General features: G+C 60.7%; 15 protein-coding genes. 13 read left to right on the forward strand and 2 right to left on the reverse strand.

All coding sequences use genetic code 11. The annotated features are described in order from the left end of the window. Positions 1 to 169: 169 nt before the first annotated feature. On the forward strand, positions 170 to 1663 hold the full coding sequence (locus J4D25_RS24595) for a YifB family Mg chelatase-like AAA ATPase (RefSeq protein WP_057712774.1): 1494 nt from the start codon (positions 170 to 172) through the stop codon (positions 1661 to 1663). 6 nt (positions 1664 to 1669) lie between these two features. Here J4D25_RS24595 and J4D25_RS24600 read toward each other — a convergent pair whose 3' ends face one another. Then, entirely contained in the window at positions 1670 to 2884 is a 1215-nt protein-coding gene (locus tag J4D25_RS24600; protein ID WP_057712773.1) for an aldose 1-epimerase family protein, read from the reverse strand. Positions 2885 to 3151: 267 nt separating this feature from the next. Here J4D25_RS24600 and J4D25_RS24605 point away from each other — a divergent pair, with 267 nt between their 5' ends. From J4D25_RS24605 to J4D25_RS24655, 11 genes are read left to right on the forward strand one after another with little or no spacing between them, the layout of a single operon-like run. After that, positions 3152 to 4519, forward strand: coding sequence for an SrfA family protein (locus tag J4D25_RS24605; RefSeq protein WP_057712772.1), 1368 nt, complete (start codon positions 3152 to 3154; stop codon positions 4517 to 4519). A 17-nt stretch (positions 4520 to 4536) separates the two neighbouring features. After that, positions 4537 to 7602, forward strand: a complete 3066-nt coding sequence (locus J4D25_RS24610) for a virulence factor SrfB (RefSeq protein WP_057712771.1) — start codon at positions 4537 to 4539, stop codon at positions 7600 to 7602. Then, on the forward strand, positions 7599 to 10310 hold the full coding sequence (locus tag J4D25_RS24615) for a putative virulence factor (protein ID WP_057712770.1): 2712 nt from the start codon (positions 7599 to 7601) through the stop codon (positions 10308 to 10310). The genes J4D25_RS24610 and J4D25_RS24615 overlap by 4 nt, the downstream gene beginning before the upstream one ends. A gap of 3 nt (positions 10311 to 10313) precedes the next feature. Beyond that, a complete protein-coding gene (locus J4D25_RS24620; protein WP_057712769.1) occupies positions 10314 to 11345 on the forward strand; it encodes a hypothetical protein in 1032 nt (343 codons plus the stop codon). An 11-nt stretch (positions 11346 to 11356) separates the two neighbouring features. Continuing rightward, positions 11357 to 13336, forward strand: a complete 1980-nt coding sequence (locus tag J4D25_RS24625) for a vWA domain-containing protein (protein WP_057716539.1) — start codon at positions 11357 to 11359, stop codon at positions 13334 to 13336. Positions 13337 to 13346: 10 nt separating this feature from the next. After that, the gene (locus J4D25_RS24630; protein WP_057712768.1) at positions 13347 to 14048 is read left to right on the forward strand and encodes an ABC transporter ATP-binding protein; all 702 of its coding nucleotides are present in this window, start codon (positions 13347 to 13349) and stop codon (positions 14046 to 14048) included. Continuing rightward, a complete protein-coding gene (locus tag J4D25_RS24635; RefSeq protein ID WP_057712767.1) occupies positions 14032 to 15255 on the forward strand; it encodes an ABC transporter permease in 1224 nt (407 codons plus the stop codon). The genes J4D25_RS24630 and J4D25_RS24635 overlap by 17 nt, the downstream gene beginning before the upstream one ends. Continuing rightward, complete coding sequence (locus J4D25_RS24640; RefSeq protein ID WP_057712766.1) at positions 15245 to 16789, forward strand: SUMF1/EgtB/PvdO family nonheme iron enzyme; 1545 nt, start codon at positions 15245 to 15247, stop codon at positions 16787 to 16789. The genes J4D25_RS24635 and J4D25_RS24640 overlap by 11 nt, the downstream gene beginning before the upstream one ends. 34 nt (positions 16790 to 16823) lie before the next feature. Beyond that, positions 16824 to 17561 carry a hypothetical protein gene (locus tag J4D25_RS24645; protein WP_057712765.1) on the forward strand — a complete coding sequence of 246 codons (738 nt, stop codon included), beginning with the start codon at positions 16824 to 16826 and terminating at the stop codon, positions 17559 to 17561. A 4-nt stretch (positions 17562 to 17565) separates the two neighbouring features. Then, positions 17566 to 18072: a hypothetical protein gene (locus J4D25_RS24650; protein WP_057712764.1), complete on the forward strand. Its 507-nt coding sequence runs from the start codon at positions 17566 to 17568 to the stop codon at positions 18070 to 18072. A gap of 56 nt (positions 18073 to 18128) precedes the next feature. Further along, on the forward strand, positions 18129 to 19604 hold the full coding sequence (locus J4D25_RS24655; RefSeq protein ID WP_057712763.1) for a VWA domain-containing protein: 1476 nt from the start codon (positions 18129 to 18131) through the stop codon (positions 19602 to 19604). 32 nt (positions 19605 to 19636) lie between these two features. Here J4D25_RS24655 and J4D25_RS24660 read toward each other — a convergent pair whose 3' ends face one another. After that, positions 19637 to 20557 (reverse strand): LysR substrate-binding domain-containing protein, encoded by a 921-nt coding sequence (locus tag J4D25_RS24660; protein WP_057712762.1) that lies wholly within the window; start codon positions 20555 to 20557, stop codon positions 19637 to 19639. A 158-nt stretch (positions 20558 to 20715) separates the two neighbouring features. Between J4D25_RS24660 and J4D25_RS24665 the strand changes: the two genes are divergently transcribed. Continuing rightward, positions 20716 to 22113, forward strand: coding sequence for a NorM family multidrug efflux MATE transporter (locus tag J4D25_RS24665; protein ID WP_057716538.1), 1398 nt, complete (start codon positions 20716 to 20718; stop codon positions 22111 to 22113). The last annotated feature ends 35 nt before the right edge of the window (positions 22114 to 22148 follow it).

Raw genomic sequence — 22148 nt, forward strand, 5'->3', positions numbered from 1 at the left:
TGTCAGTAGGTTTTACGACAGCTGCGCAGTCGAACCCAGCGTTTGGCTGCTGTTACATAGCGTGGCTTTCAGCAACATTCTGCGAAAGTTTCCCTCCTCTCCGACCGGACTCCACGACTACCCTTCAAAAACCCGCAGGAAGCGGCTCCCGTCATCTCAAGGAACGACCATGTCCCTCTCCATCGTCCACAGCCGCGCCCAGATTGGCGTGGATGCGCCCGCTGTCACCGTTGAAGTCCACCTGGCCAATGGTTTGCCGTCGCTGACGATGGTCGGCCTGCCCGAGGCGGCGGTAAAGGAAAGCAAGGACCGGGTGCGCAGCGCGATCATCAATTCGGGGCTGCAATTTCCGGCGCGGCGGATCACGTTGAATCTGGCGCCGGCGGATTTACCCAAGGATGGAGGGCGGTTCGATCTGGCGATTGCCCTGGGGATTCTCTCGGCCAGTGTGCAGGTGCCTACGTTGACGCTCGATGATGCGGAATGCCTTGGGGAGTTGGCGTTATCAGGTGCCGTGCGGGCGGTTCGTGGGGTCTTGCCAGCGGCGCTGGCAGCGCGCAAGGCCGGGCGCTGGTTGATGGTGCCGCGAGCTAACGCTGAAGAGGCGTGCCTGGCCTCGGGACTGAAAGTAATTGCGGTGGATCATCTGCTTGAGGCCGTTGCGCATTTCAATGGGCATACACCGATTGAGCCTTATGTCTCCAATGGCCTGCTCTACGCCAGCAAACCCTACCCCGACTTGAATGAAGTGCAGGGGCAACTCGCGGCCAAGCGTGCGCTACTGATCGCTGCCGCTGGTGCTCACAACCTGTTGTTCAGCGGGCCGCCGGGAACGGGGAAAACCCTGTTGGCGAGCCGCTTGCCGGGATTGCTGCCGCCGCTGGCCGAAAATGAAGCGCTGGAAGTGGCGGCGATTCAGTCGGTCGTCAGTTGCTCGCCGTTGAGCCATTGGCCGCAGCGGCCGTTTCGCCAACCGCATCACTCGGCGTCCGGCCCCGCGCTGGTGGGGGGCGGCTCGAAACCGCAGCCCGGTGAAATCACCCTCGCCCACCACGGCGTCCTGTTTCTGGACGAACTACCGGAGTTTGATCGCAAGGTTTTGGAGGTGCTCCGGGAGCCACTGGAATCCGGCCACATCGTGATCTCCCGTGCCAAGGACCGCGTACGCTTCCCGGCGCGCTTTCAACTGGTCGCAGCGATGAATCCCTGCCCCTGTGGATATCTTGGCGAGCCGAGCGGCCGTTGCTCCTGTACGCCGGACATGGTTCAGCGCTATCGCAACAAATTGTCGGGGCCGCTGCTGGATCGTATCGATCTGCACCTTACGGTTGCTCGCGAAGCCACGGCGCTGAATCCTGCGTTGAAACCCGGCGACGATACTGCCACCGCCGCCGAGTTGGTTGCCGATGCACGAGAACGGCAACAAAAGCGCCAAGGCTGTGCCAATGCATTCCTCGATTTGCCGGGCCTGCGCAGACACTGCAAGTTATCCACAGTTGACGAAACCTGGCTGGAAACGGCGTGTGAACGGCTGACCTTGTCGCTGCGAGCGGCCCATCGACTGCTCAAGGTTGCTCGCACCTTGGCGGACCTTGAGCAAGTCGATGGCATCACCCGTGAACACTTGGCCGAGGCGCTGCAATATCGGCCGACAACACTCTAGCCAGCATCACCCCTTGTTGAGGTCAACCAACGGCGTCTGCCGCACCTCAGTCTCCCGCCCACCCTGAATCTCGCTCACCTGTTTCAATGCCTTATCCACAGCCGCCTTATCCGCCAACAAGCTGTAGCTGATGCGGAACTGCTTGTGTTCCTTCGGCCCAATCGTCGGCACCAGGTTCAATGGGCGCTGATACCGGCGGTTGTAGGAAAAACTCGTCCCCGGTTCCAGCCCCGTGACATAGCCCTGCCCCTGGGTATCGGTGTTTTTCCACAGGGAGAACACGGGCAGTGTTTGAGTATTGAAGCCGACCGAAACCCCCAGGCTGCCGGCCTTGTTATGTAACACGGTCAACGTATCGCCCTTGGCATCGGCATACGGCACCACGTTGTAAACCGTCTCGTCGTAGTCCTTGGTCGGTGCACGGTAGGTTTGCCAGTCCGGCAGATCGCCTTTGGCTTTGTCGTTGAACGGTGAGACCTGTTTCACCGGCGCGGCGAAGCGGGCGCCCTGTTCCAGGAACGGCGTGCTGAAGTTGCTGTGATACAGCGCCTGGTATTCCTTCGGATAGTCGCCGTTGTTGGTCAGGGTGTCGTTGAGGGCGAACGTTACGCTGCCGGGTTCGGTGACCAGTTCGGTCGCCACGGAGAAGTCGACTTTCTTGAACGCCTGCTCTTTCAGCTCGCCACGCAGGCTGATGGCGTATGGCGGTTTTTCATCGATGTGCAGGGTGACTTTGTTGGCCGGAATGTTGGCGGCGCGGCCGTGCAGGGTCAGCAGTTCACCGTTGTCCATGCCGGGATGGCCGACCCATTCGTAGCCGCAGCGGGTGACCAGCTCATTGAAACCTTCCAGCCAGCCCAAGCCACCGCGACCATTGAGTTCGATGAAGGACGGGTTGACCACTTCCTTGACCGGCGAATCCCAGCCCATGCGCACATTGCCGACCGAGGCCTGCAAGACGTTCATGCCGCGAGTCGGCACCACCGAGAGTTTCATCGTGCCGTTATCGATGTCGACGATGCTGACGCCCTCCTGCCGACCGCCGTGCAAGGTGCGCAGGGTCACGGAGAAGGGTTTGTCGGTTTTCACCCCGAGTTGCTGGCTGGTGATCTGCCAGCTCTGGGCGGCTTTGTCAGTGTCGAGCAGGACGTAATCCCAGGCCATGGCGTGGGAGGCAGCGGACAGCGCGCTGAAGGCAACGAAGAGTTTGAGCGGGGACATGGGGAAAGCCTTTCTTGGAGTTGTGCATTTTTTATAGCGCTGATGAAACGATTCAGCAAGCATAAAAAAGCTTACGCCCGAGCCTTCCCAAGCTAATTAAATTTGACCTTATGCAACCTCCGCACGCTTACGTTAGTCTCATAAGGTTTGAACCTCCGGCAGATTGACGGCGATATCATTATGACACTAATGTCGCCCGCTAAATGCAGGAGCAAGTACAGACACATTTGTCTGTCATTTTTGCGCAACGGATCGTATGGAGTTTGAATGCGCGGGGCACTATTACGCAGCGGTAAGAGCGGGTCATTCACTGCCCTCGGCGAAACAGGTCAACCGGTCTACCGAGCAGCCCTGCAATTGCGCGAAGCCATTCGCCGCAAGAACCCCGAGTTGGTCGATCATCTGGCCATCCCTCAAAGCGATGAACTCGGGAACCAGATCGATTGGTACAGCGCTCTCGACGGCGATGTGATTCCGTGGAGCAGCGCGACCGAAGAAGAACGTGCCCCTGCCCGCCGCCAGCTTGAAGCGCTGAAGACCGCGCTCGAAGAATTGAGCCAGCGTTTCCTGAGTACGGACTCCGCCGAACAGCCGCAAGGCGACAAAGCCGTGTTCGGTAAGCTGCTCAAGCGCGTGATTCATTTCCCGGACGAAAACTTCGTCTACCTGGTGCAAGGCAAACCGGTGCTGACTTTCTGGGGTTTCGAGCATGCCGGCACCGGCAATGGCGATCCCCTGCACTGCCTCTATCAGGTACCACCCGCGTTCACGCTGCCACCCGAGGTCGAAGCGCCTGTTGTTCCGCCCGTTGTGCCGGTGGTTGCTCGTCCGTGGTGGCGTCGTTGGTGGTGGCTGTTGCTGCTGCCGCTCCTGCTGCTGCTTTTGTGGCTGTTGCTCGGCCTGCGAGGGTGCGTACCGATTCCGTTGGTGGCGGTAGATTTGCTGCCTGACGGCGTTGTGCCAGTAGAAAAACAACTGGAAGAGCCGCCACTGACCGGAAATGTCACGACACTCAACAACGTTCCGGTGACAGGCACCGTTATAGGCTCGACCACTGGAACCGGCACCGCCGTGACTGGAACGCATGGTGTGGAAACGCCGGCCGTCGAGGGTAACGAGGCTGACATGGCACCCGCCGACTTGACCAAAGACCCGGCCATAGACCCGGCAGCTGAAAACAAAACTGAGCCACCAGAAAACAAAACCGCGCCGCCGGATGTCACATCGCCCGAGGCAGAAAAACCCGCCGCTGCCAAACCCGGCCCGCCCCTGAGCATCCCGCCAGACGCCGCCGACGGTGCCGCCAAGTTTCTCGATGGACAGTACAGCGCAGGCGCCGGGATTCAGGATCGCCGAACCGGCAAACCGCTACGTCTGGAGTACCAACTCAAGGACGGTAAGGGCCAAGTCACCGTACATCAGGCCGACGGCTCGAAATGCAGCGGGCCGGTGAGCGCTACTATGAAGGGTGGCAGCCTGGCCATCGACAGCCAGGGCCAGGCCGTTTGCGGCGATGGCAGCACTTACGACATGCCCAAGGTCAGCTGCCGCCCAGGGGCAACCACGATCGCAGACTGCACCGGTGGTTACGGAAAAGAACAATTCCCCATGTCCATGCGGCAAGTGGCCGAATAAAAACGGAATAACCCGACATGTTGCCTGAAGTCACTCAATTCGAAGACACCGTCACACTGGTCAGCGACACCGGCATCCAGTTCATGGATTTCGCCCTGCGCCTGGATCCCCGCAAGGAACCGGCGGGCGAGTTCGCACCGATGATCAGCGGGCTGATCTGCCGCCTGGCGTACAACGAAGAGAAAGACTTCTTTTTCTACGAACCCGAACCGGAAAAGGTCGAAAAAGCCAAACCTGCGTTCAGCGTCGACATGAAAAGCAGCCTCGATTTGCTCGACGGTATCTGGCTGCCGATCCCGTTTTTCCGCTTCATGCCGCCGCATCGCTTCGACGAAGGTCCGACCAACTGGTCGCGCATGCGTTTGGTGAAATTGGCAACTCCTGACATCGACGGTAATACCCACCGCCTGACGATGGCGTTCGACAGCCGTGTGATGCCCAAACGTGACGGCACTGCCTATCTGGCGCCGAACGATGAAGACATCAGCTCCGGCGTGTCTTTCAAACTGGCGACCAAGGCTAGCGAAACCCGCTGGTTCCTGGCGCAGCCGTGGGTCAACGAGTGGTTGCTGGAAGTGTTCAATGAGGGCAATGCCCACCGTTCGCGCGCAGAGCTGGACATCGATATTCGCGCCAACCATCACCTGGCGCACTACCTCAACTTGCTCAGCCTGTTGAGCAAACCGTCAGCCGCCCAGGAGTCGAAGGCCCGGGCGAAAGTTGAAATCCCCGAGCTGAAAGTGGTCGCCAACGACAGCAATGGCCTGGTCAAACCCATACCGGTGGACCTGGTGCTGGACGTCGGCAACTCGCGCACCTGCGGCATCCTGATCGAAAATCACGGTCAGGCCGGCTCCGGACTGAAGCAGAATTATGTGCTGGAACTGCGTGACCTGATCACCCCGGAACACACCTATAACCTGCCGTTTGAAAGCCGCGTGGAGTTCTCCCAGGCGTACTTCGGCAAGGACCACTGCTCGGTCAAGAGCGGTCGCCACGATGCGTTCCAATGGGCGACGATTGCCCGTGTCGGCAATGAGGCCAGTCGTCTGGCCAGTCGTCGTCGCGGCACCGAAGGCTCCACTGGCCTGTCCAGCCCGAAACGCTATCTGTGGGACGAAAACGCCTATGGCCACGGCTGGCGTTTCAACTGCTCGTATATAAAGACCGACAATGAGCCGTACGCCACCGCTGCGCCGTTCTCGCACCTGATCAACGAAACCGGCGAGGCGCTTTACAGCCTCGAAGAAGACGATCGTCTGCCGGTGTTCATGCCGCGTTACTCACGCAGCTCGCTAATGACCTTCATGCTCGCCGAAGTACTGGCACAGGCGCTGTCGCAAATCAACAGCCCGGCCCAGCGTTCGCGCCAGGGTCACACCCGCGTGCCGCGCCAGCTCAACAGCATTACCCTGACTGTGCCACCGGGCATGCCACAGGCCGAGCGCAGCATCCTCAACGAACGCATGCTGCAAGCCATCGGCCTGGTGTGGAAAAGCCTCGGCTGGCATGCCGGCGAGGAAGATCCACATCAGGATCAGGCCGTCAGCCCGCGCACGCCGATCCCGAGTATCCGCGTGGAATGGGACGAAGCGTCCTGCGGCCAGTTGGTGTACCTGTACACTGAGGTCAACGAGAACTTCGCCGGTCACCCGGAAGAGTTTTTTGACACCATCGCCCGGCCGGACAAAGTCGACCGCCAACGCATCACCCTCGCGACCATCGACATCGGCGGTGGCACCACCGACCTGGTGATCACCGACTATCGCCTCGACCGCGCGGGCAATACCGGCAGCGGCAGCAACGTGCACATCGTGCCGGAACAGCGTTTTCGCGATGGCTTCAAAGTGGCCGGCGACGACATCCTGCTGGACGTGATCCAGGACTTCATCCTGCCGAGTTTCGAAAAAGCCTTGCAGAACGCCGGCGTAAAGGCACCGAACTCACTGATGTCACGGCTGTGTGGCGATGAATCGGTCAGCGCCCAGGACATGATCTTGCGTCAACAATTGAACCTCCAGGTGTTCGCCCCGCTGGGCCTGGCGCTGCTCAAGGCGTATGAGCATTACGATCCGCAGGTCCCGCAAGAAGTCATCCCGCAAAGCTACCGCCAATTGCTCGGTGACAATGCCATCAGCCAGACCGTGCTCGACTACGTCAATGTCGCCGTGCGTCGCGATGTCGGCGCTCAGAGCGGTTTCGACCTGTATGACGCGCCGATCAGCTTCGACCTGCAAAAGCTCCATGCCGCGTTTCTCAACGACCAGATCAACATCACCAAGATCCTTGGTGCGCTGTGTGAAGTGGTCGCGCATTACCCCTGTGATGTCTTGCTGCTGACCGGCCGCCCTTCGCGCCTGCCCGGCATCCAGGCGTTCATTCGCAAGCTGTTGCCGCTGCCACCGGGGCGTATTCTGGCGCTGCAAAACTACCGCACCGGCGGCTGGTATCCGTTTCACAAGAACGGCCGGATCGACGACCCGAAAAGCACCGCCTCGGTCGGCGCCATGCTCTGCCTGTTGTGCGCCAACCACAGCGTGCCGAACTTCTACTTCCGGGCATCGGCGCTCAAGCCGTATTCAACGGTCAAGCACATCGGCGTCATCGATCTGAACAACGTGATCAAGGATGCCGACGTGCTGTACCGCAACATCCAGTCCGAAGACTACAAAATCAAGCTACCGGAAATTGGCGTTGGCGACGCCGCCGACACACCGCAGCTGGAAATGCGCGGCGACCTGCGCCTCGGTTTTCGCCAGTTGGCCGCTGACCGCTGGGCCGCTTCGCCGTTGTATACCTTGCGGTTCACCAAGGCGGGTCGGGAGAAGTTTTCCCGGGCAACCGGTGAAAACGGCAGCGCCCCGCTGCTCAAGGTGCGGTTCGAGGTCAAACCGGCGGACAAATACACGCGCAAGCAGGATCTGGTCAGCGACCGCCTCTCGGTTCGCGACATCGAATCCAACAGTAACAACGTCAACTTCAACCCGCGCAGCGACCTCGAGCTGGAACTCAACACCATGCTCGATGCCGGCCTGAGCGAGACCAAGTACTGGCTCGACAGTGGAAGTGTGAAACGCAAATGAAAGACCTGACCCCCGATCAAACTCAGCTCTCTGCCAGTTGGGCCGCTGTTTATGAAGGCGCCGGTCAGGCGCTGGACTGGATTGACCAGACGCGCGGCAATGCGCCGCGCCTGGACAGCGAAGCCGACAACCTGAACATCCGCCTGCACCGCGCCCGCAACCTGGCTCAAAGCCTCGGTCGCGTGGCCTGCACGCCGATGACCATTGGCTTTTTCGGCTTGTCCCAGGCCGGCAAGTCCTACCTGATTTCGGCCCTCGCCGCCGGTCAGAACGGTAAGCTGGAAACCGAGTTCGGCGATCATCGCCTGGACTTCATCAAGCACATCAACCCGGTGGGTGGTGGCAAGGAAGCCACCGGCCTGGTAACGCGCTTCAGCCGTCGGGCGACGGAAAGTCAGGACAAGGACTTCCCGGTAGAACTTACGTTGTTCAAGGAAATCGAGCTGGCGAAGATTCTCGCCAACGCCTGGTTCAAGGATTTCGACCTTGAGCGGATTTCCTACGAGATCGACGAGGAGCGCATCCAGCGCGTGCTCAAACCGTTCGAAGGTCGCGAAACCGGGCCGCTGCAAACGGGCGTCAACGCCGACGATCTAGTGTCGCTGTGGGATTACCTGCGCGACAATTTTCGCAACTCGGTGAAGAAGCTTGAGCACCTGTTCTGGCCCAAAGCGTTGCAGCTGGCGCCACGCCTGAATTTCCAGGAACGGGCCGAGCTGTTTTCGATCCTCTGGGGTGAGCAAAGCGAGTTGACACGCGTGTACCAGAAACTGGCCGGCGCGCTGCACAAGCTGGGGCTGCCCGAGACCGTGTTCGCACCGTTGAAGGCCTTGGTGAGTTTCGACAACGACACCTACAGCCAGCGCGACAGCATCATGAACGTCGACATCCTCGAACGCTTCGGCAGCCCGCTGGACTTACCGATCGATGTTCGACCGCTGGTTGGCGATCGCCTGCAAAACAGTCAGGCGATTGCGGTCGCGCAACTGGCGGCACTGACCGCCGAAATGACCTTCCGCCTGATCGAAGCGCCGGTGGATGACATCGTCAATCAGGTCGACCTGCTGGATTTCCCCGGTTATCGCGGGCGCCAGAAACTGCACGAGATCGCCGATTCCAACGACCCGCAATCCAGTACCAAGGACAACTCCGTTTCCCAGCTGATCCTGCGCGGCAAGGTCGCCTACCTGTTCGAACGCTACACCGACAACCAGGAAATGAACGCACTGGTGGTCTGCACCAGTTCGACCAAGCAGAGCGACGTCAACGACGTGGGTCCGGTGCTGACCCGCTGGATCGAAAAAACCCAGGGCGCCGACTCGGCTGCTCGCAGCAAGCGCGATACCGGCCTGATCTGGGCGCTGACCATGCTCGACCTGCGCATTACCAACTCCCTGAGTCTGACACCCGATCAGTACGACGAGAGCTGGAACGGCATGGTCAAGTTGACCATGCTAGAGCGTTTCGGCAGCCTGAGCTGGATGAACGACTGGGCCGGTACACCGTTCCAGAACACCTACCTGGTGCGCAAGCCGCGTATGGATGCGGCGTTCATCGGGCAAGACGCGACCGGTGCGGAAACCGGCCTCAATGCCATTTATCAGGAACGTGTCAGCGCGCTGGGCACCAGCTTCGCCAGCAACGCTCTGGTGTGCAAACACATCAAGAATCCGGTCAACGCCTGGACAGAAATGCTGCGCAACGATGACGGTGGCATCAGCCACTTCAGCGGCAGTTTCAAAGGCGTGGCCAATATAGAATTTAAATTGCAGCGTATCCGCGAGCAATTGAGCGAATGCCTCGAAGGCCTGACCACTCACGGTCTGAGCACCTGGTACCACGCTGACGACGACGGCGCCGCAGCCGCCAAGAAAGCCAAAGCGCAAATGATTCTGACGAGCTTGGGCCGTCGCCCGGCGGTACTTGGCGAATTGATCGATCAACTCGACATACCGAGCGAAGAGGTGCGCGACCTGTACCTCAGCGGCGTGTACGAAACCGATGACGAGCCGGCCGTGAACGACGAGCCGGTCACCCCGACACCGAGCCAGAGCCTCTACGGCAATGACACCGGTTTCAATTTCGATTTCAGTGACGACCCGGGCCACGACGCGCCAGTCAGCAGCAAAACCGGCACCCCGGCGCCCGAACCGCAAAGCAACGAGCACCGTTTCGCCAAAGCAGCGTTCAAGGCCTGGATCGCGCACTTGCGTGAACTGACCACCCGGCAAAGCCTGCTCAACCTGCTGGGGCTGGAAAAGGCCTTGCTGGAAGCGGTGGTCGATGAACTGATCACCGCCGGCTATCGCCAGGATTTGCCGGGGCAACTGAGCCGCGCCGTCCTCAAGCGCGCACAAAGTGGCGCGCGGCGCGATCAACTGGTTGAGCGCCAGGTGCTGGAAGTGCAGCGCGTGCTGCGCGATTTCGTGTCCTGGTTCGGCTACCTCCAGAAACCGGTAAGCGAGCGTCCGAACAGCCGCGCCGGTGCCAAGGAGCCCTTGTTTTCGTTCTACACCGACATTGGCCCTGGACAAGTGCCTGTACTGCCGGCGCAACCGGCGAATCAGGCGCAACGGTATCTAGGAGACTGGCTTTCGGGCCTGGCCTACATCACGCAGGACAATGCTGGCCATGGTGCTGGACGTGAAATCACCCCTGAACAGAACGAACGGCTGGGCCAAGTGCTCACAGCCTTCGCAGCGAGATAAGCAATGCCAATTCGTGTCGACCTGCTCGCGTTAGAGCCCAATGTGCCTGGCCAGGCTCGCCTCACTGTGAAGAAATGGCAGGGTGACGAGGAACAGCTGGAGTTTTCCATTCAGCGCAACCAGGACGGTTTTTACCTTCAGGACCACAAGGCCTGGAGCAACAATCCATTCTGGTTCAAGGTCTCGCGTTTCAACCTCGCGGCCAACGGCGAAGCTTTGGAAACCCAGGTCGGACCGGACGTGGTTGACCCACTGCTGGAAGGCGGCGCCAACTCGCAATTCCAGATCGAACTGCGTGAACAGAGCCAAGGCCACGCCGACAAAGGCGTGGTTCGGCCAGGCGTCGGCTTGCTGCCGTCCACGGCCGGCGGCCAGACACGCTCGACTTACGGCGGTGCCGAACTGACGGCGCCGAGCGCACCGGCACCGGAGATCCCGGAGATCCCGGAGATCCCGGATTTGCCTGAACTGACCCTGTCCACCGCCGAGCCAGAAGTGGAGTTGGAATCGGTACTCACCGAGCGCGCCTATACGCCGCCTCCCGCACCGGTGAAGAAAAGCAACAAAGGTCTGATCGGCCTGTTGATTGTGGTGTTGTTGCTGGCGGCGGGCGCCGGATTCTGGTTCTACAAACGCACCCCAGCGCCTGCGGTTGCAGCCACTGCCAGCGCACCTGCCGGCGCCAATGCTCAAGCCTGCACCCTCGACAGTATGAACAGCCTGCCCGAGTTGACCTTCGTCCAGACCTGCATCAAGGCGGCACCCGACAGTGCCAGGTTGTTGGAGATCATCGACCAGGCCAAGGCCAGTAAACACTGCGGCGTCGCCCAGCGCCTGTACGCCAACCGTGCCCAGGCTGGTGACGTGCTGATCGCCAACGCCTATGCCCGTGAATACGACCCTAAATACCTGAAGGCCAGCGAGTGCTTCCCGGCTGCGGACAACGCCACCGCCGCCTACTGGTATGAAACCATCCTCACCCAGGACCCGAACAATGCCGAAGCCAAGCAGCGTTTCGAGGAGTTGCAGAAGTGATGCGTTCACCCATGAGTCGACTCCTGCTGAGCGGTGCCGCCTTGCTCGCGCTGTGCATCAGCCCACTGTCCCAGGCCGATGACAAACCGCTGATCCAGGCCGGTAAAAAGACCCTGTTCCAACGCGTGCTGACCACACCGGGCTGCAAAATCAGCTCGACGGCGGGCGGTGCCGAAGGTGAAGCACAACCGGTCTTCAGCCGCTTCTATGTGTACGAACGTGCGCAAGCGAACAATGCCGAATGGCTGAAAGTCGGTCCCGACAGTTATGGCAAAACCATTGGCTGGCTGCCTGCCAGCTGCACCACCGACTGGAAGATGCAGCTGACGCTGGCCTTCACTAACCCGGCCAACCGCGACCGGCTGCTGTTCTTCAAGGACCGCGCCACCGTCGAAGGCATCCTCGATGCACCGGACCCGGTCAGCAAAGTCGCGCCGCTGCGGGCCACGCTGAAAAAGGGCCTGCAAGCACCGGGCGTACTGGCTGAAGAACCTGAATACTTCGTCGACCTGCAAAAGCAGTTCTACCTGCTGCCGGTGCTCAGTGGCGAAGAAGTCATGACCGAAAGCGGTTTCCGCACGCGCCTGCTCAATGTGGCCTCCGTCAGCAAGCCGGATGACAAGAACGCCAAGGGCGGGGCTGCAAACAGCCCTGCCGGCAGCAAGGAAGCCGAAGAGAAAAAGGCCAACCAGCTGAAGGAATTCAGCGCGGCCGTGGTATTTGTCATCGACTCGACGATCTCGATGGACCCCTATATCGACCGCACCCGCGAGGCGATCCGCAAGGTTTACCAGAAGATCGAAGCGCAGAACCTCGGCAAGCAGGTCAAGTTCGGCCTGGTGGCTTTCCGCTCCAACACCCAGGCAGTACCGGGGCTGGAATACACCACCAAGATGTACGCCGACCCTACCAAGGTGAAAGACAGCGCCGACTTTTTCGCCAGGATCAAAGACCTCAAACAGGCTAACGTGTCGAGCAGCAGCTTCGATGAAGACTCGTTTGCCGGGGTCATGGAGAGCATCGACAAGGTCGACTGGAGCCAGTTCGGCGCACGCTACGTGGTGCTGATCACCGATGCGGGCGCCATCGAAGGCGACGACAAGCTGTCGAAGACCGGCTTGAGCGCTGCACAGGTACGTATCGAAGCCGCCAACCCGGGTGTGGCGATTTACACGCTGCACCTGAAAACCCCGGCCGGTGCCAAGGACCATGCCAAGGCCGAGGCGCAATACCGGAATCTGTCGACCTACCCGGGTACCAACACTTCGCTGTACTACCCGGTAAACGCAGGCGATGTGCAAGAATTCGGGCGCAAGGTCGACACACTGGCCGCAGCGATCACTACACAAGTCAAAGCCGCCTACATGGGCGAAGACGCCATCGGCAGCGCGGCGAACGCCAAGCAGGACCCGGCCGAGAAAAAAATGCTCGAAGACGCGGCGCTGATCGGCCACGCCATGCAACTCGCCTATCTCGGCGAGAGGACCAACAGCAAGGCCCCGCCAGTGTTCAAGGCATGGATCACCGACCGCGACCTGATCAAGCAGAACATTCCGACCACCGACGTGCGGGTGCTGTTGACCAAGTCACAGCTCAGCGACTTGAGCGACGTGATGAAGCAGATTCTCGATGCCGCCAACGAGGGCCTGATTTCGCCAACGGACATGTTCAATCGCCTGCGCTCGGTGGCGGCGACCATGGGCGCCGATCCCAATCAGCTCAAACAGAACAGCAATGCCAAACTGGCGGACATGGGCGTGCTCGGTGAATACCTTGAAGACCTGCCTTATCAGAGTGAAGTGCTGAACCTGGATGAAGAGACCTGGAAGAGCTGGGATGGTCTGGCACAAGAAAAATTCATCCGCACGCTGAACACCAAACTGCGGCATTACCAGCGTTACAACGCCGATGTCGACCGTTGGGTAGCCTTAGCCAAAGACAGCGATGCGCGGGACAACGTCTACCCCGTCCCGCTGGAAATGATGCCCTGACGAGACGCCGATGCTCGAAATCAAGAATCTGCTGGTGCGCCGTGGAGAAGGCGCACAGGCTCATCACGTGCGACTGCCGCACCTGCGGATCGGCGCCGGAGAAATCCTCGCCGTCACGGGTGAGAGCGGCAGCGGCAAAAGCACGTTGCTCGAAGCCATCGGTCTGTTGCTCGCACCGGTAGAACTCGAGCGCTTCCGGCTGGGCCCGACGCACGCTCAGGATATCGCCCAACTGCTGGCCACTGACGATCAGCCTGCACTTGCAGCGGTGCGTTCACGGCACTTGGGATTCATTTTGCAGAGCGGCGGCTTGCTGCCGTTCCTGAGCGTGAGAGACAACATCAGCCTGCCGCGCCGTTTGCTCGGGATGCAGGCGAAGAGCGATCACATCGACCACGCCGTTGACGTATTGCGCCTGCAAGGCTTGTTGGACAAACAACCCCAGGCCTTGTCGATTGGCGAGCGCCAACGCGTCGCCTGCGTTCGGGCAATTGCCCATGAACCTCTGCTGCTGTTGGCCGACGAGCCGACCGCCGCGCTCGACCCTCACAGTGCCCGGCGATTGTTTGAGTTACTCCTGAGCCTGGTGTCGAGCATGGGCCTGAGTGCGCTCGTTGTATCCCATGACTGGGCCCTGCTGAAGGATTTCGGGTTGCCGCGACTCGGTGCTATCAACCATCTGGGAGAGACTCTGTTTGAACCGATGGACTGATCGCTTGCGCCTGCTGGGCTCACTGGCACTGCAAGACCTCTGGCACGACCGCAAGGTCTCGCTGTGTATCGCCGCTTCCCTGGTGGCGGTGATCGCGCCGTTGTTGTTGCTGTTCGGGCTCAAACACGGGGTGGTCAGCCAGCTGCAGGACGAACTGCTGCGCGACCCGCGCAACCTTGAAGTGAAGATGCTCAGCAACGGTAACTACGACGCAGCCTGGATCGAGCGTTTGCGCCTGCGCCCCGAGACCGGCTTTGCCCTCGGCCAGACCCGCTCGCTCAATACCCAGGCGGACCTGCTGATCGGCATGCAACGCTTTGTCGAAGGCGCGGAAATCATCGCCACCGAGCCCGGCGACCCACAGCTGAATCTGGCGTCCCTCAACCCCGTCGGCAATCAGGTGATCCTCAGCGCCAGCGCAGCGCAACGCTTGCAGGCCAAGGCCGGCGACAGCGTGCAGCTACGGGCCTTGCGCCGCTTGGAAGGTGTCAATGAACGCGGCGAGATGACGCTGACGGTACTGGCCGTGCTCGAAGGTGCCCGCTTCGGTCGCGCGGCCGGGTTCGTCGCCCCGCCGCTGTTACTGGATCTGGAGCGCTTTCGCGACGGTTATCAGGTCAGTGAGTTCGGCGTTACCACCGGCAAGCCTCAGGGGAATCTACAACCGCTGTATGCCCGCGCCCGCGTGTATGCGCGCGACATCGACCAGGTCGCGCCGCTGGAACACTGGCTCAACGAACAACACATCGAAACGTCGAGCCGACTGGCCGACATCGACAACGTCAAAGCCATCAACCATGTGCTGGGGTTGATCTTCGGTGTGATCGCCATGGCGGCACTGATCGGCTGCGTGGCGTCCATGGTTGGCGCGTTCCTGGCCAACATAGACCGTAAACGCAAAAGCCTGGCGGTCCTGCGTCTGCTGGGCTTCAAGCGCAGGTCCGTCGGCGGTTTCGTGGTCCTGCAAGCGCTGGTGCTGAGTTTGGCCGGCTACGTGGGCGGGCTGGGGTTTTATACCGTGGGCAGTCATTTGTTCGACTCCCTGCTCGGCAGCAGCCAGGCCACCGGTACCTTCGTTTGCCACATCACGGTCTGGCACGGCGTTGCCGCCCTGCTCCTGACCTTTCTGGTCGCTGCCCTGGTGGCCATGATCGGCGCGCTGAGAGCCATCAACATCCAACCTGCGGAGAGTCTGCGTGAGCTATAAACGTTTTGGCTTGCTGTTACCCCTGAGCCTCGGCTACTTGCTCGACGCCTCGGCGGCGGGCTGGGAAGAGAAGTATTACAACCCGATGCCCGAGGCTGGCGACGTCGTGCTGCCGATGCCCTGCGAAGGTTCGATGGTGTTTCGCAAAGTGTTCATTCCGGTCGCAGGTCCCTTGGATGACTACCCGATCAACATCGGTCAGGACGGCGCGGAATACGGCTATGTCGAGCAGACCCGCCCGACCTTTATCGCCGGCAGTTTTACCGGGGCCAGGAACGACAAGTCCCGCTACTACCTGATGGCCAAGTACGAGATGAGTCAGTTGCAATACGCCGCGCTGACCGAAGCGACCTGCCCCACCGCTGCCACCAAAATGCGCTTGCCGCAAACGGCGGTGAGCTGGGTGCAAGCCATCGACGCCGCCGACAAGTACAACCTGTGGCTGCGCAAAAACGCCGCCGGCAAGCTGCCTAAGGAAGACGGTGCCCAGGGTTTCCTGCGCCTACCGACCGAGGTCGAGTGGGAGTTCGCCGCGCGCGGCGGGCTGGAAGTCGGTGCTGCTGAATTCCGCGACACGCACTACCCGATGCCAGAAGGCATCAACGCCTACGAGTGGTTCGCCGGGGCGCAATCGTCCAACGGCAAAGTGCAATTGACCGGCCTGCAAAAGCCCAACCCGCTGGGCCTGCATGACATGCTCGGTAACGTCGACGAAATGATGTTCGAGCCGTTTCGCCTGAACAAACTCGACCGCCAGCACGGTCAGGCCGGCGGCTATGTCGTCCGTGGCGGCAACTACCTGACCGCCCAGGCCGACCTGCGTACGGCATTGCGTAAGGAAGAGCCGTATTACAACGCCGAAGGCCAGGTGAAAAACAAGACCACCGGCCTGCGACTGGTGCTGGTCTCCCCGACCCTAACCTCTCGCGAACGGGTCGCCAGCATCGAAAGCAGCTGGAAGAAACTCGGCACCGGCAGCAAGGAAACCGAATCCGCCGACAAAGGCACCGTACAATCGCTGAACAGCCTCGCCTCGGGTGTCGAAGACAAAGCGCTCAAGGAAAAGCTCCAGGCCCTGGAGAACCAGCTGCGCGCCAGCAACCAGCAGCAGGAAGAAACCCGCGACCAGGCGATCCGCGCCAGCCTCAACCTGGGTGCGTTCCTGTGCACCAAGATGCTCGACGACGGCCAGTACGTCGACTTCCTGCAAAAGAACTACAAGCTCAACTGCGAAAGCGCAGACAAAGATGCCAGTTGCGACATGCGTAAAGGCAAGCTCAACGAGCAAAAGGATCGCCTGCACAAACTCAGCCGCTACTACGCCAGCAGCCTGGTGGAATCGGCTACCTTGTACGGCCAGCCACTGCTTGAATCGCAAGTCCCGGTGATGGAAGAAATCATCACCCGCAACAAACAGCTGCAAGACCTCAAACCTTACTTGCGCACCCACTGGGCCAATCAGAAGGCGTTCCTGCAAAAGCAGAAAATCGACACTGAAGCCTGGCTGACCAGCTGCAAAACCGTCACTCAATAACAACGCGTCAACACCGTTACGTAGGAGTTTCACCATGTCGCGCAGCCTTTGGACTCGCTTCAAGCTACAGATCGCTTTCGTAGTCGCTGGCAGCCTGCTAATGAGCGGTTGCGCCAACACCGGCAGCTCCATGTTGGGCGAAGGCGAAGGCGACGGTGCCGACCCGCGCCTGACCCAGGGCAATGACGCAGAGTTCTTCAGCAAGTCCGGTTACCAGGCCTGCGCCGTCGGCGCCGGTGTCGGCATCCTCGCTTGCGCGCTGTCCAACAGCAGCAACAAAACCGTGTGCGTCATCGCCGCCGGTATTACCGCGTGTGGCGTGGCCATGGGCGCGAACTATTACCTGGATCAACGTCGCGCCCAATACGCCGACACCACCACCCGCTTGGCGAAGATGAACAGCGACGTCGAACAAGACACGCAGAACGTGATCGCCCGGACTGCGACCGCTCAGCAAGTGATCAATGATGACAATGCGCAAATTGCCCAGATCAAAAAGGACATCGCCAACAAGAAAGTCGACAAGAGCAGGGCTCAGGCGCAAATCGCCGGGATCGACTCGGACATCGCACGCCTGCGCAAAGACCTTGCCAACATGCGTACCAAGGTCACCGAGTACAGAAAAGTGGCAGACGCCGAGCGTTCGCAAGGCACCAGCGCCGAGATCCGACAGGTGGACATGAACATTCAGAGAATGAACCAGAAAGTCGTCAGCCTGCAGAAGGAAGTCGACGCTCTGTACAGCCAACGCTCCGCAATCACCCTGGGTTAAGCACATGACGCTACGACAACTAATGGTCATCACTGCCGTCCTGGCCCTGAGCGGTTGCGCGACCCAGCCCGGCGAATGCGATGCAACCAATCGCGACAGCAGCCTGCTAACCAAGATGAACTGTGACTACTCCGGTGGTTACAGCGATCAGGTCAAGCAGAAGGAACTGGCCCTGAGCGAGTCCCGACAGCAAAACGCAATGTTCCGTCAGGTGTACGAGAACATTCAGGCCCAGCAGCTCAGCACCAAGACCGATCTGGCCAGCCAGCAGAAATCCCAGGCGGCGCTGAATCAGTCGCTGGCGCAACTGCTGACCTCGCTCAAGGCTCGGCGTGGCAATGAGGCCCAGGTGCAGAAGCAGATTGCCGACCTCGAGAAGCAGCTCAAGGCTTCGCAAGCGGCGCCAACGGCCAAATCAACACCCGCGACACTCGCGGCCAAGCAGCAAGAGCTGAAAACGTTGCAGAAGAAGGTCAATCAGCTGCAATTCAGCCTCGGCTACGAAGAGTAACTTTTCACCCCGCAAGCGTCCCGATGGATGCCTGCACTTTTTCAGGAATCGTCGTCATGCAGCGGGTCATCAGGGATGCGCAAGCCACATCGGAGGGGATGAGTGCGCTGCAAGCCAAAGTCGCCCTCATCCAGAAACACTTTCCGCCGACCGTCGCCAGTCTGTTTGCTATCCCGCGGATGGGCAGCGGCGACGTGCTGGAATGGTGGACCGAACTGGGTGGCCAACCCACGCCTTATGCCGATCTCAACGAGGACGCGCAACGACGTTTGCTGGAGACCTATGAAGTGCGTCAGACGTCCCTCGGACAGCTGGCGGATGAACTGCAAAAACGCGGTCAAACGACGGAAGCGAATGACCTGCGCAGCCTGCTCGGTACGCCTGAGCTGGACAAACTCTACAGCCTCAACGGTGAGCCTTTGGTGGTGCGGTGGAACCAGCGTCCGCCCAAACCGATCGTGCCGCCAGTGGTGCCCGTCCTACCGCCGTCGCGTCGTGGCTGGTGGATCGCGGCAGCCTTGCTCGCGCTGCTGTTGCTGCTTCTGGCGCTCTGGCTCTGGTGGTTCCTGCACCGTGAGCCGGTTGTCGTGGTTCCGCCTGTAGCGCCTGTGGCACCGGTAGTGACGCCTGTTGAGAAACCGGTTGAGAAACCAGTTGAGCCTGTCCCCGAACCTGTCGTGGAACCGGAACCGAAACCTGTTCCGGCACCAGAACCAACGCCAGAGCCGGTAGCGGAACCCAAGCCGGTCCCGCCACCAAAGCCGGCACCGGCACCGGAACCCAAGCCGACCCCGCCACCCAAACCGGTTCCACCACCAAAACCGGTAGTGGCTGCCCCGCCACCCGCCCCGACGCTGGACAACTTCGCATGCCGCAAAACAGCGCCGAAGTCAGAGGTCCCGCAGTTCGTGGTGGTGCTCGACACCTCGGGTTCGATGGATTTGAACATCAAGTCAGTGAAATCCGACGAGGACTGGTTCTTCGGTCCTGACATCAACAAGCTCCTGGACCCGAACCGCACCATGCGGCTTACCGCCAAACCCAGCCGCATGGACGTCGCCAAGGACTCGCTGGCCGGCATGATCAACGGGCTGGACCCGAAGATCGACACACGCCTGATCACCTTCGCCGGCTGCGAAAGAACACCGGACCAGGGTTTGTTCAAGTTCGGCGACCGCCCGCGGCTGATCAACGGGATTCGAGGCCTGGTTCCCGACGACGGCACACCGCTGGCCGACAGCCTGGCCCACGCGGCGAGTACCGTCGACGGGCGCAATAACGATGCGGTGATCGTGATGTTCGTCGACGGTGAAGACGGTTGCGGGCAGGACGTTTGCGCGGTATCCCGTCGAATCGCCAGGGAACAACCGCGCCTGCGGGTCAACGTGGTGAAAATCGGTGCTGGCGGCCCGTCACGCTGTATCGCTGAAAACACCGGAGGTCGGGTTTACAACAGCACCAATGCGGCTGAGTTGGGTAACCTGTTGAAACAGGCGAGCAAGGAAGTGTCCAGCAATGCCAAGTGCGATTAGCTTGGGGACTGATCCGACTTGCCTGCGATGATTCATCTCAAGTGCTCGACCGCCGGTAGCTCCATGGCCCGAACCTCACCCAAAAGAAAATCGCTGAGGCGGCGCAAACGCTCGCCTCCGGGGCGGGTTTTCGGCCAGACCAGGAAATAATTCTCACCGCTGGCGACGGCTGTCGGCCACGGCAAACTCAGACGTCCCTGCGCGACATCCTCCGCGACCATCAGCAAATCGCCCATGGACACACCGTAGCCACGGGCGGCTGCAATCATGCCCAGTTCCAGCGTGTCGAACACCTGACCGCCCTTGAGCGAGACCTGATCGGTCAGGCCCATGCGCTCCAGCCAGTTGCGCCAGTCACGGCGGTCCGGTGTCGGGTGCAGCAGCTCGGTACTGGCCAGGCGCGCGACGTCCCATGGTTGATCCTTCAGAAGATTCGGCGCGCCCACCGGAATCAGCTCTTCGGGGAACAGGAGAGTCGCCTCCCAGTCCGGTGGAAAATGCCCATTGCTGAGGATGACGGCGCAGTCGAACGGTTCGTCATTGAAATCCACTGAATCGACGTCCATCCACGCACTGGTCAATTGCACTTCGTTGCCCGGCTGCAGATGACGGAAGCGGCTGAGGCGCGCCAGCAACCAACGCATGGTCAGGGTCGACGGAGCTTTCATGCGCAGGATGTCGTCTTCGGCGCGCAAGGTATTGCAGGCCCGCTCCAGGGCGGTGAAGCCTTCGCGAATGCCCGGCAACAGCAAACGGGCCGACTCGGTCAGTTGCAGGTTGCGGCCACTGCGATGAAACAAGCGGCAGGCAAAATGCTCTTCGAGCGTACGAATATGCCGGCTGACCGCACTTTGGGTAATCGACAGCTCTTCGGCCGCGCGGGTAAACGAACTGTGCCGCGCCGCCGCTTCGAATGCGCGCAGGGCATACAAGGGAGGAAGACGACGGGACATTGGGAAAGCTCCTACTGCGGGGTTCGCCTACCCTAGCAGAAACTCTCCAGCATGAGTTTGAATCATGCCATCCATCCTTTTTATCCCTTTGTGAAAACCGTGCAGAGCGCCGAGAATCGGTGCTTTCCTGTTCCCTTTGATAATCGAGCGTGATGACCATGCAGCATCCAGCACGTACTGAACTCTGGGCCATCCTGCGGCTGGCGGGGCCGTTGATTGCCTCGCAGTTGGCGCACATGCTGATGGTCCTCACCGACACCCTGATGATGGCGCGCCTGAGTCCCGAGGCCCTGGCCGGTGGCGGGCTCGGTGCGGCGACCTACTCGTTCGTGTCGATTTTCTGCATCGGCGTGATTGCGGCGGTCGGCACCCTGGTGGCGATCCGTCAAGGTGCCGGTGATATTGTCGGGGCAACTCGACTGACCCAGGCCGGGTTGTGGCTGGCGTGGCTGATGGCGCTGGTCGCCGGTTTGCTGTTGTGGAACCTCAAACCGGTGCTGCTGCTGTTCGGCCAGACTGAAAGCAACGTCAACGCAGCCGGGCAGTTTTTGATCTTCCTGCCGTTCGCCCTGCCCGGCTACCTGAGCTTCATGGCCCTGCGCGGGTTCACCAGCGCCATTGGCCGTGCAACGCCAGTGATGGTCATCAGTGTTGGCGGTACGGTCGCCAACTTCCTGCTCAACTATGCGCTGATTACCGGCATGTTCGGCCTGCCGAAACTGGGGCTGACGGGCATCGGGCTGGTCACGGCGATTGTCGCCAACCTGATGGCACTTGCGCTGGCGTGGCACATTCGTCGGCATCCGGCTTATGAGGCCTATCCGCTGCGCCAGGGCCTGTCGCGGCTGAACCGCCAGTACCTGAAGGAGCTGTGGCGTCTGGGCCTGCCGATTGGCGGCACCTACGCGGTGGAAGTCGGGCTGTTTGCCTTCGCCGCGCTGTGCATGGGCACCATGGGCAGCACACAGCTGGGGGCTCATCAGATTGCCCTGCAAATCGTTTCGGTGGCGTTCATGGTCCCGGCGGGGATTTCTTATGCGATCACCATGCGCATCGGCCAGCACTACGGCGCCGGGCAATTGCTGGATGCGCGGCTGGCCGGGCGGGTCGGTATTGCCTTCGGGGCGGCGGCGATGCTGTGTTTCGCCATGGTCTTCTGGCTATTGCCAAACCAGTTGGTCGGCCTGTTCCTCGACCACAACGACCCGGCGTTTCGCGATGTCATCAACCTTGCCGTGAGCCTGTTGGCGGTGGCGGCATGGTTCGAACTGTTCGACGGCACGCAAACCATTGCCATGGGCTGTATCCGCGGACTCAAGGATGCCAAGACCACTTTCCTGGTCGGCCTGGGTTGCTATTGGCTGATTGGCGCACCGGCGGCGTGGTGGATGGCGTTCCACCTGGACTGGGGGCCAACGGGCGTCTGGTGGGGCCTGGCGCTGGGGCTGGCGTGTGCGGCGGTGAGCCTGACGCTGGGATTTGAGTGGAAGATGAAGCGGATGATCAAGCGCGACACGACGTCAGTGCAGCGTTTCGAGGTTGCTCAGCCTGACTGAGCCCCCTGTAGGAGCGAGCTCGCTCGCGATGGTCG

This window comes from Pseudomonas sp. GW456-L13, assembly GCF_017350115.1.
Classification (GTDB): Bacteria; Pseudomonadota; Gammaproteobacteria; order Pseudomonadales; family Pseudomonadaceae; genus Aquipseudomonas; species Aquipseudomonas jessenii.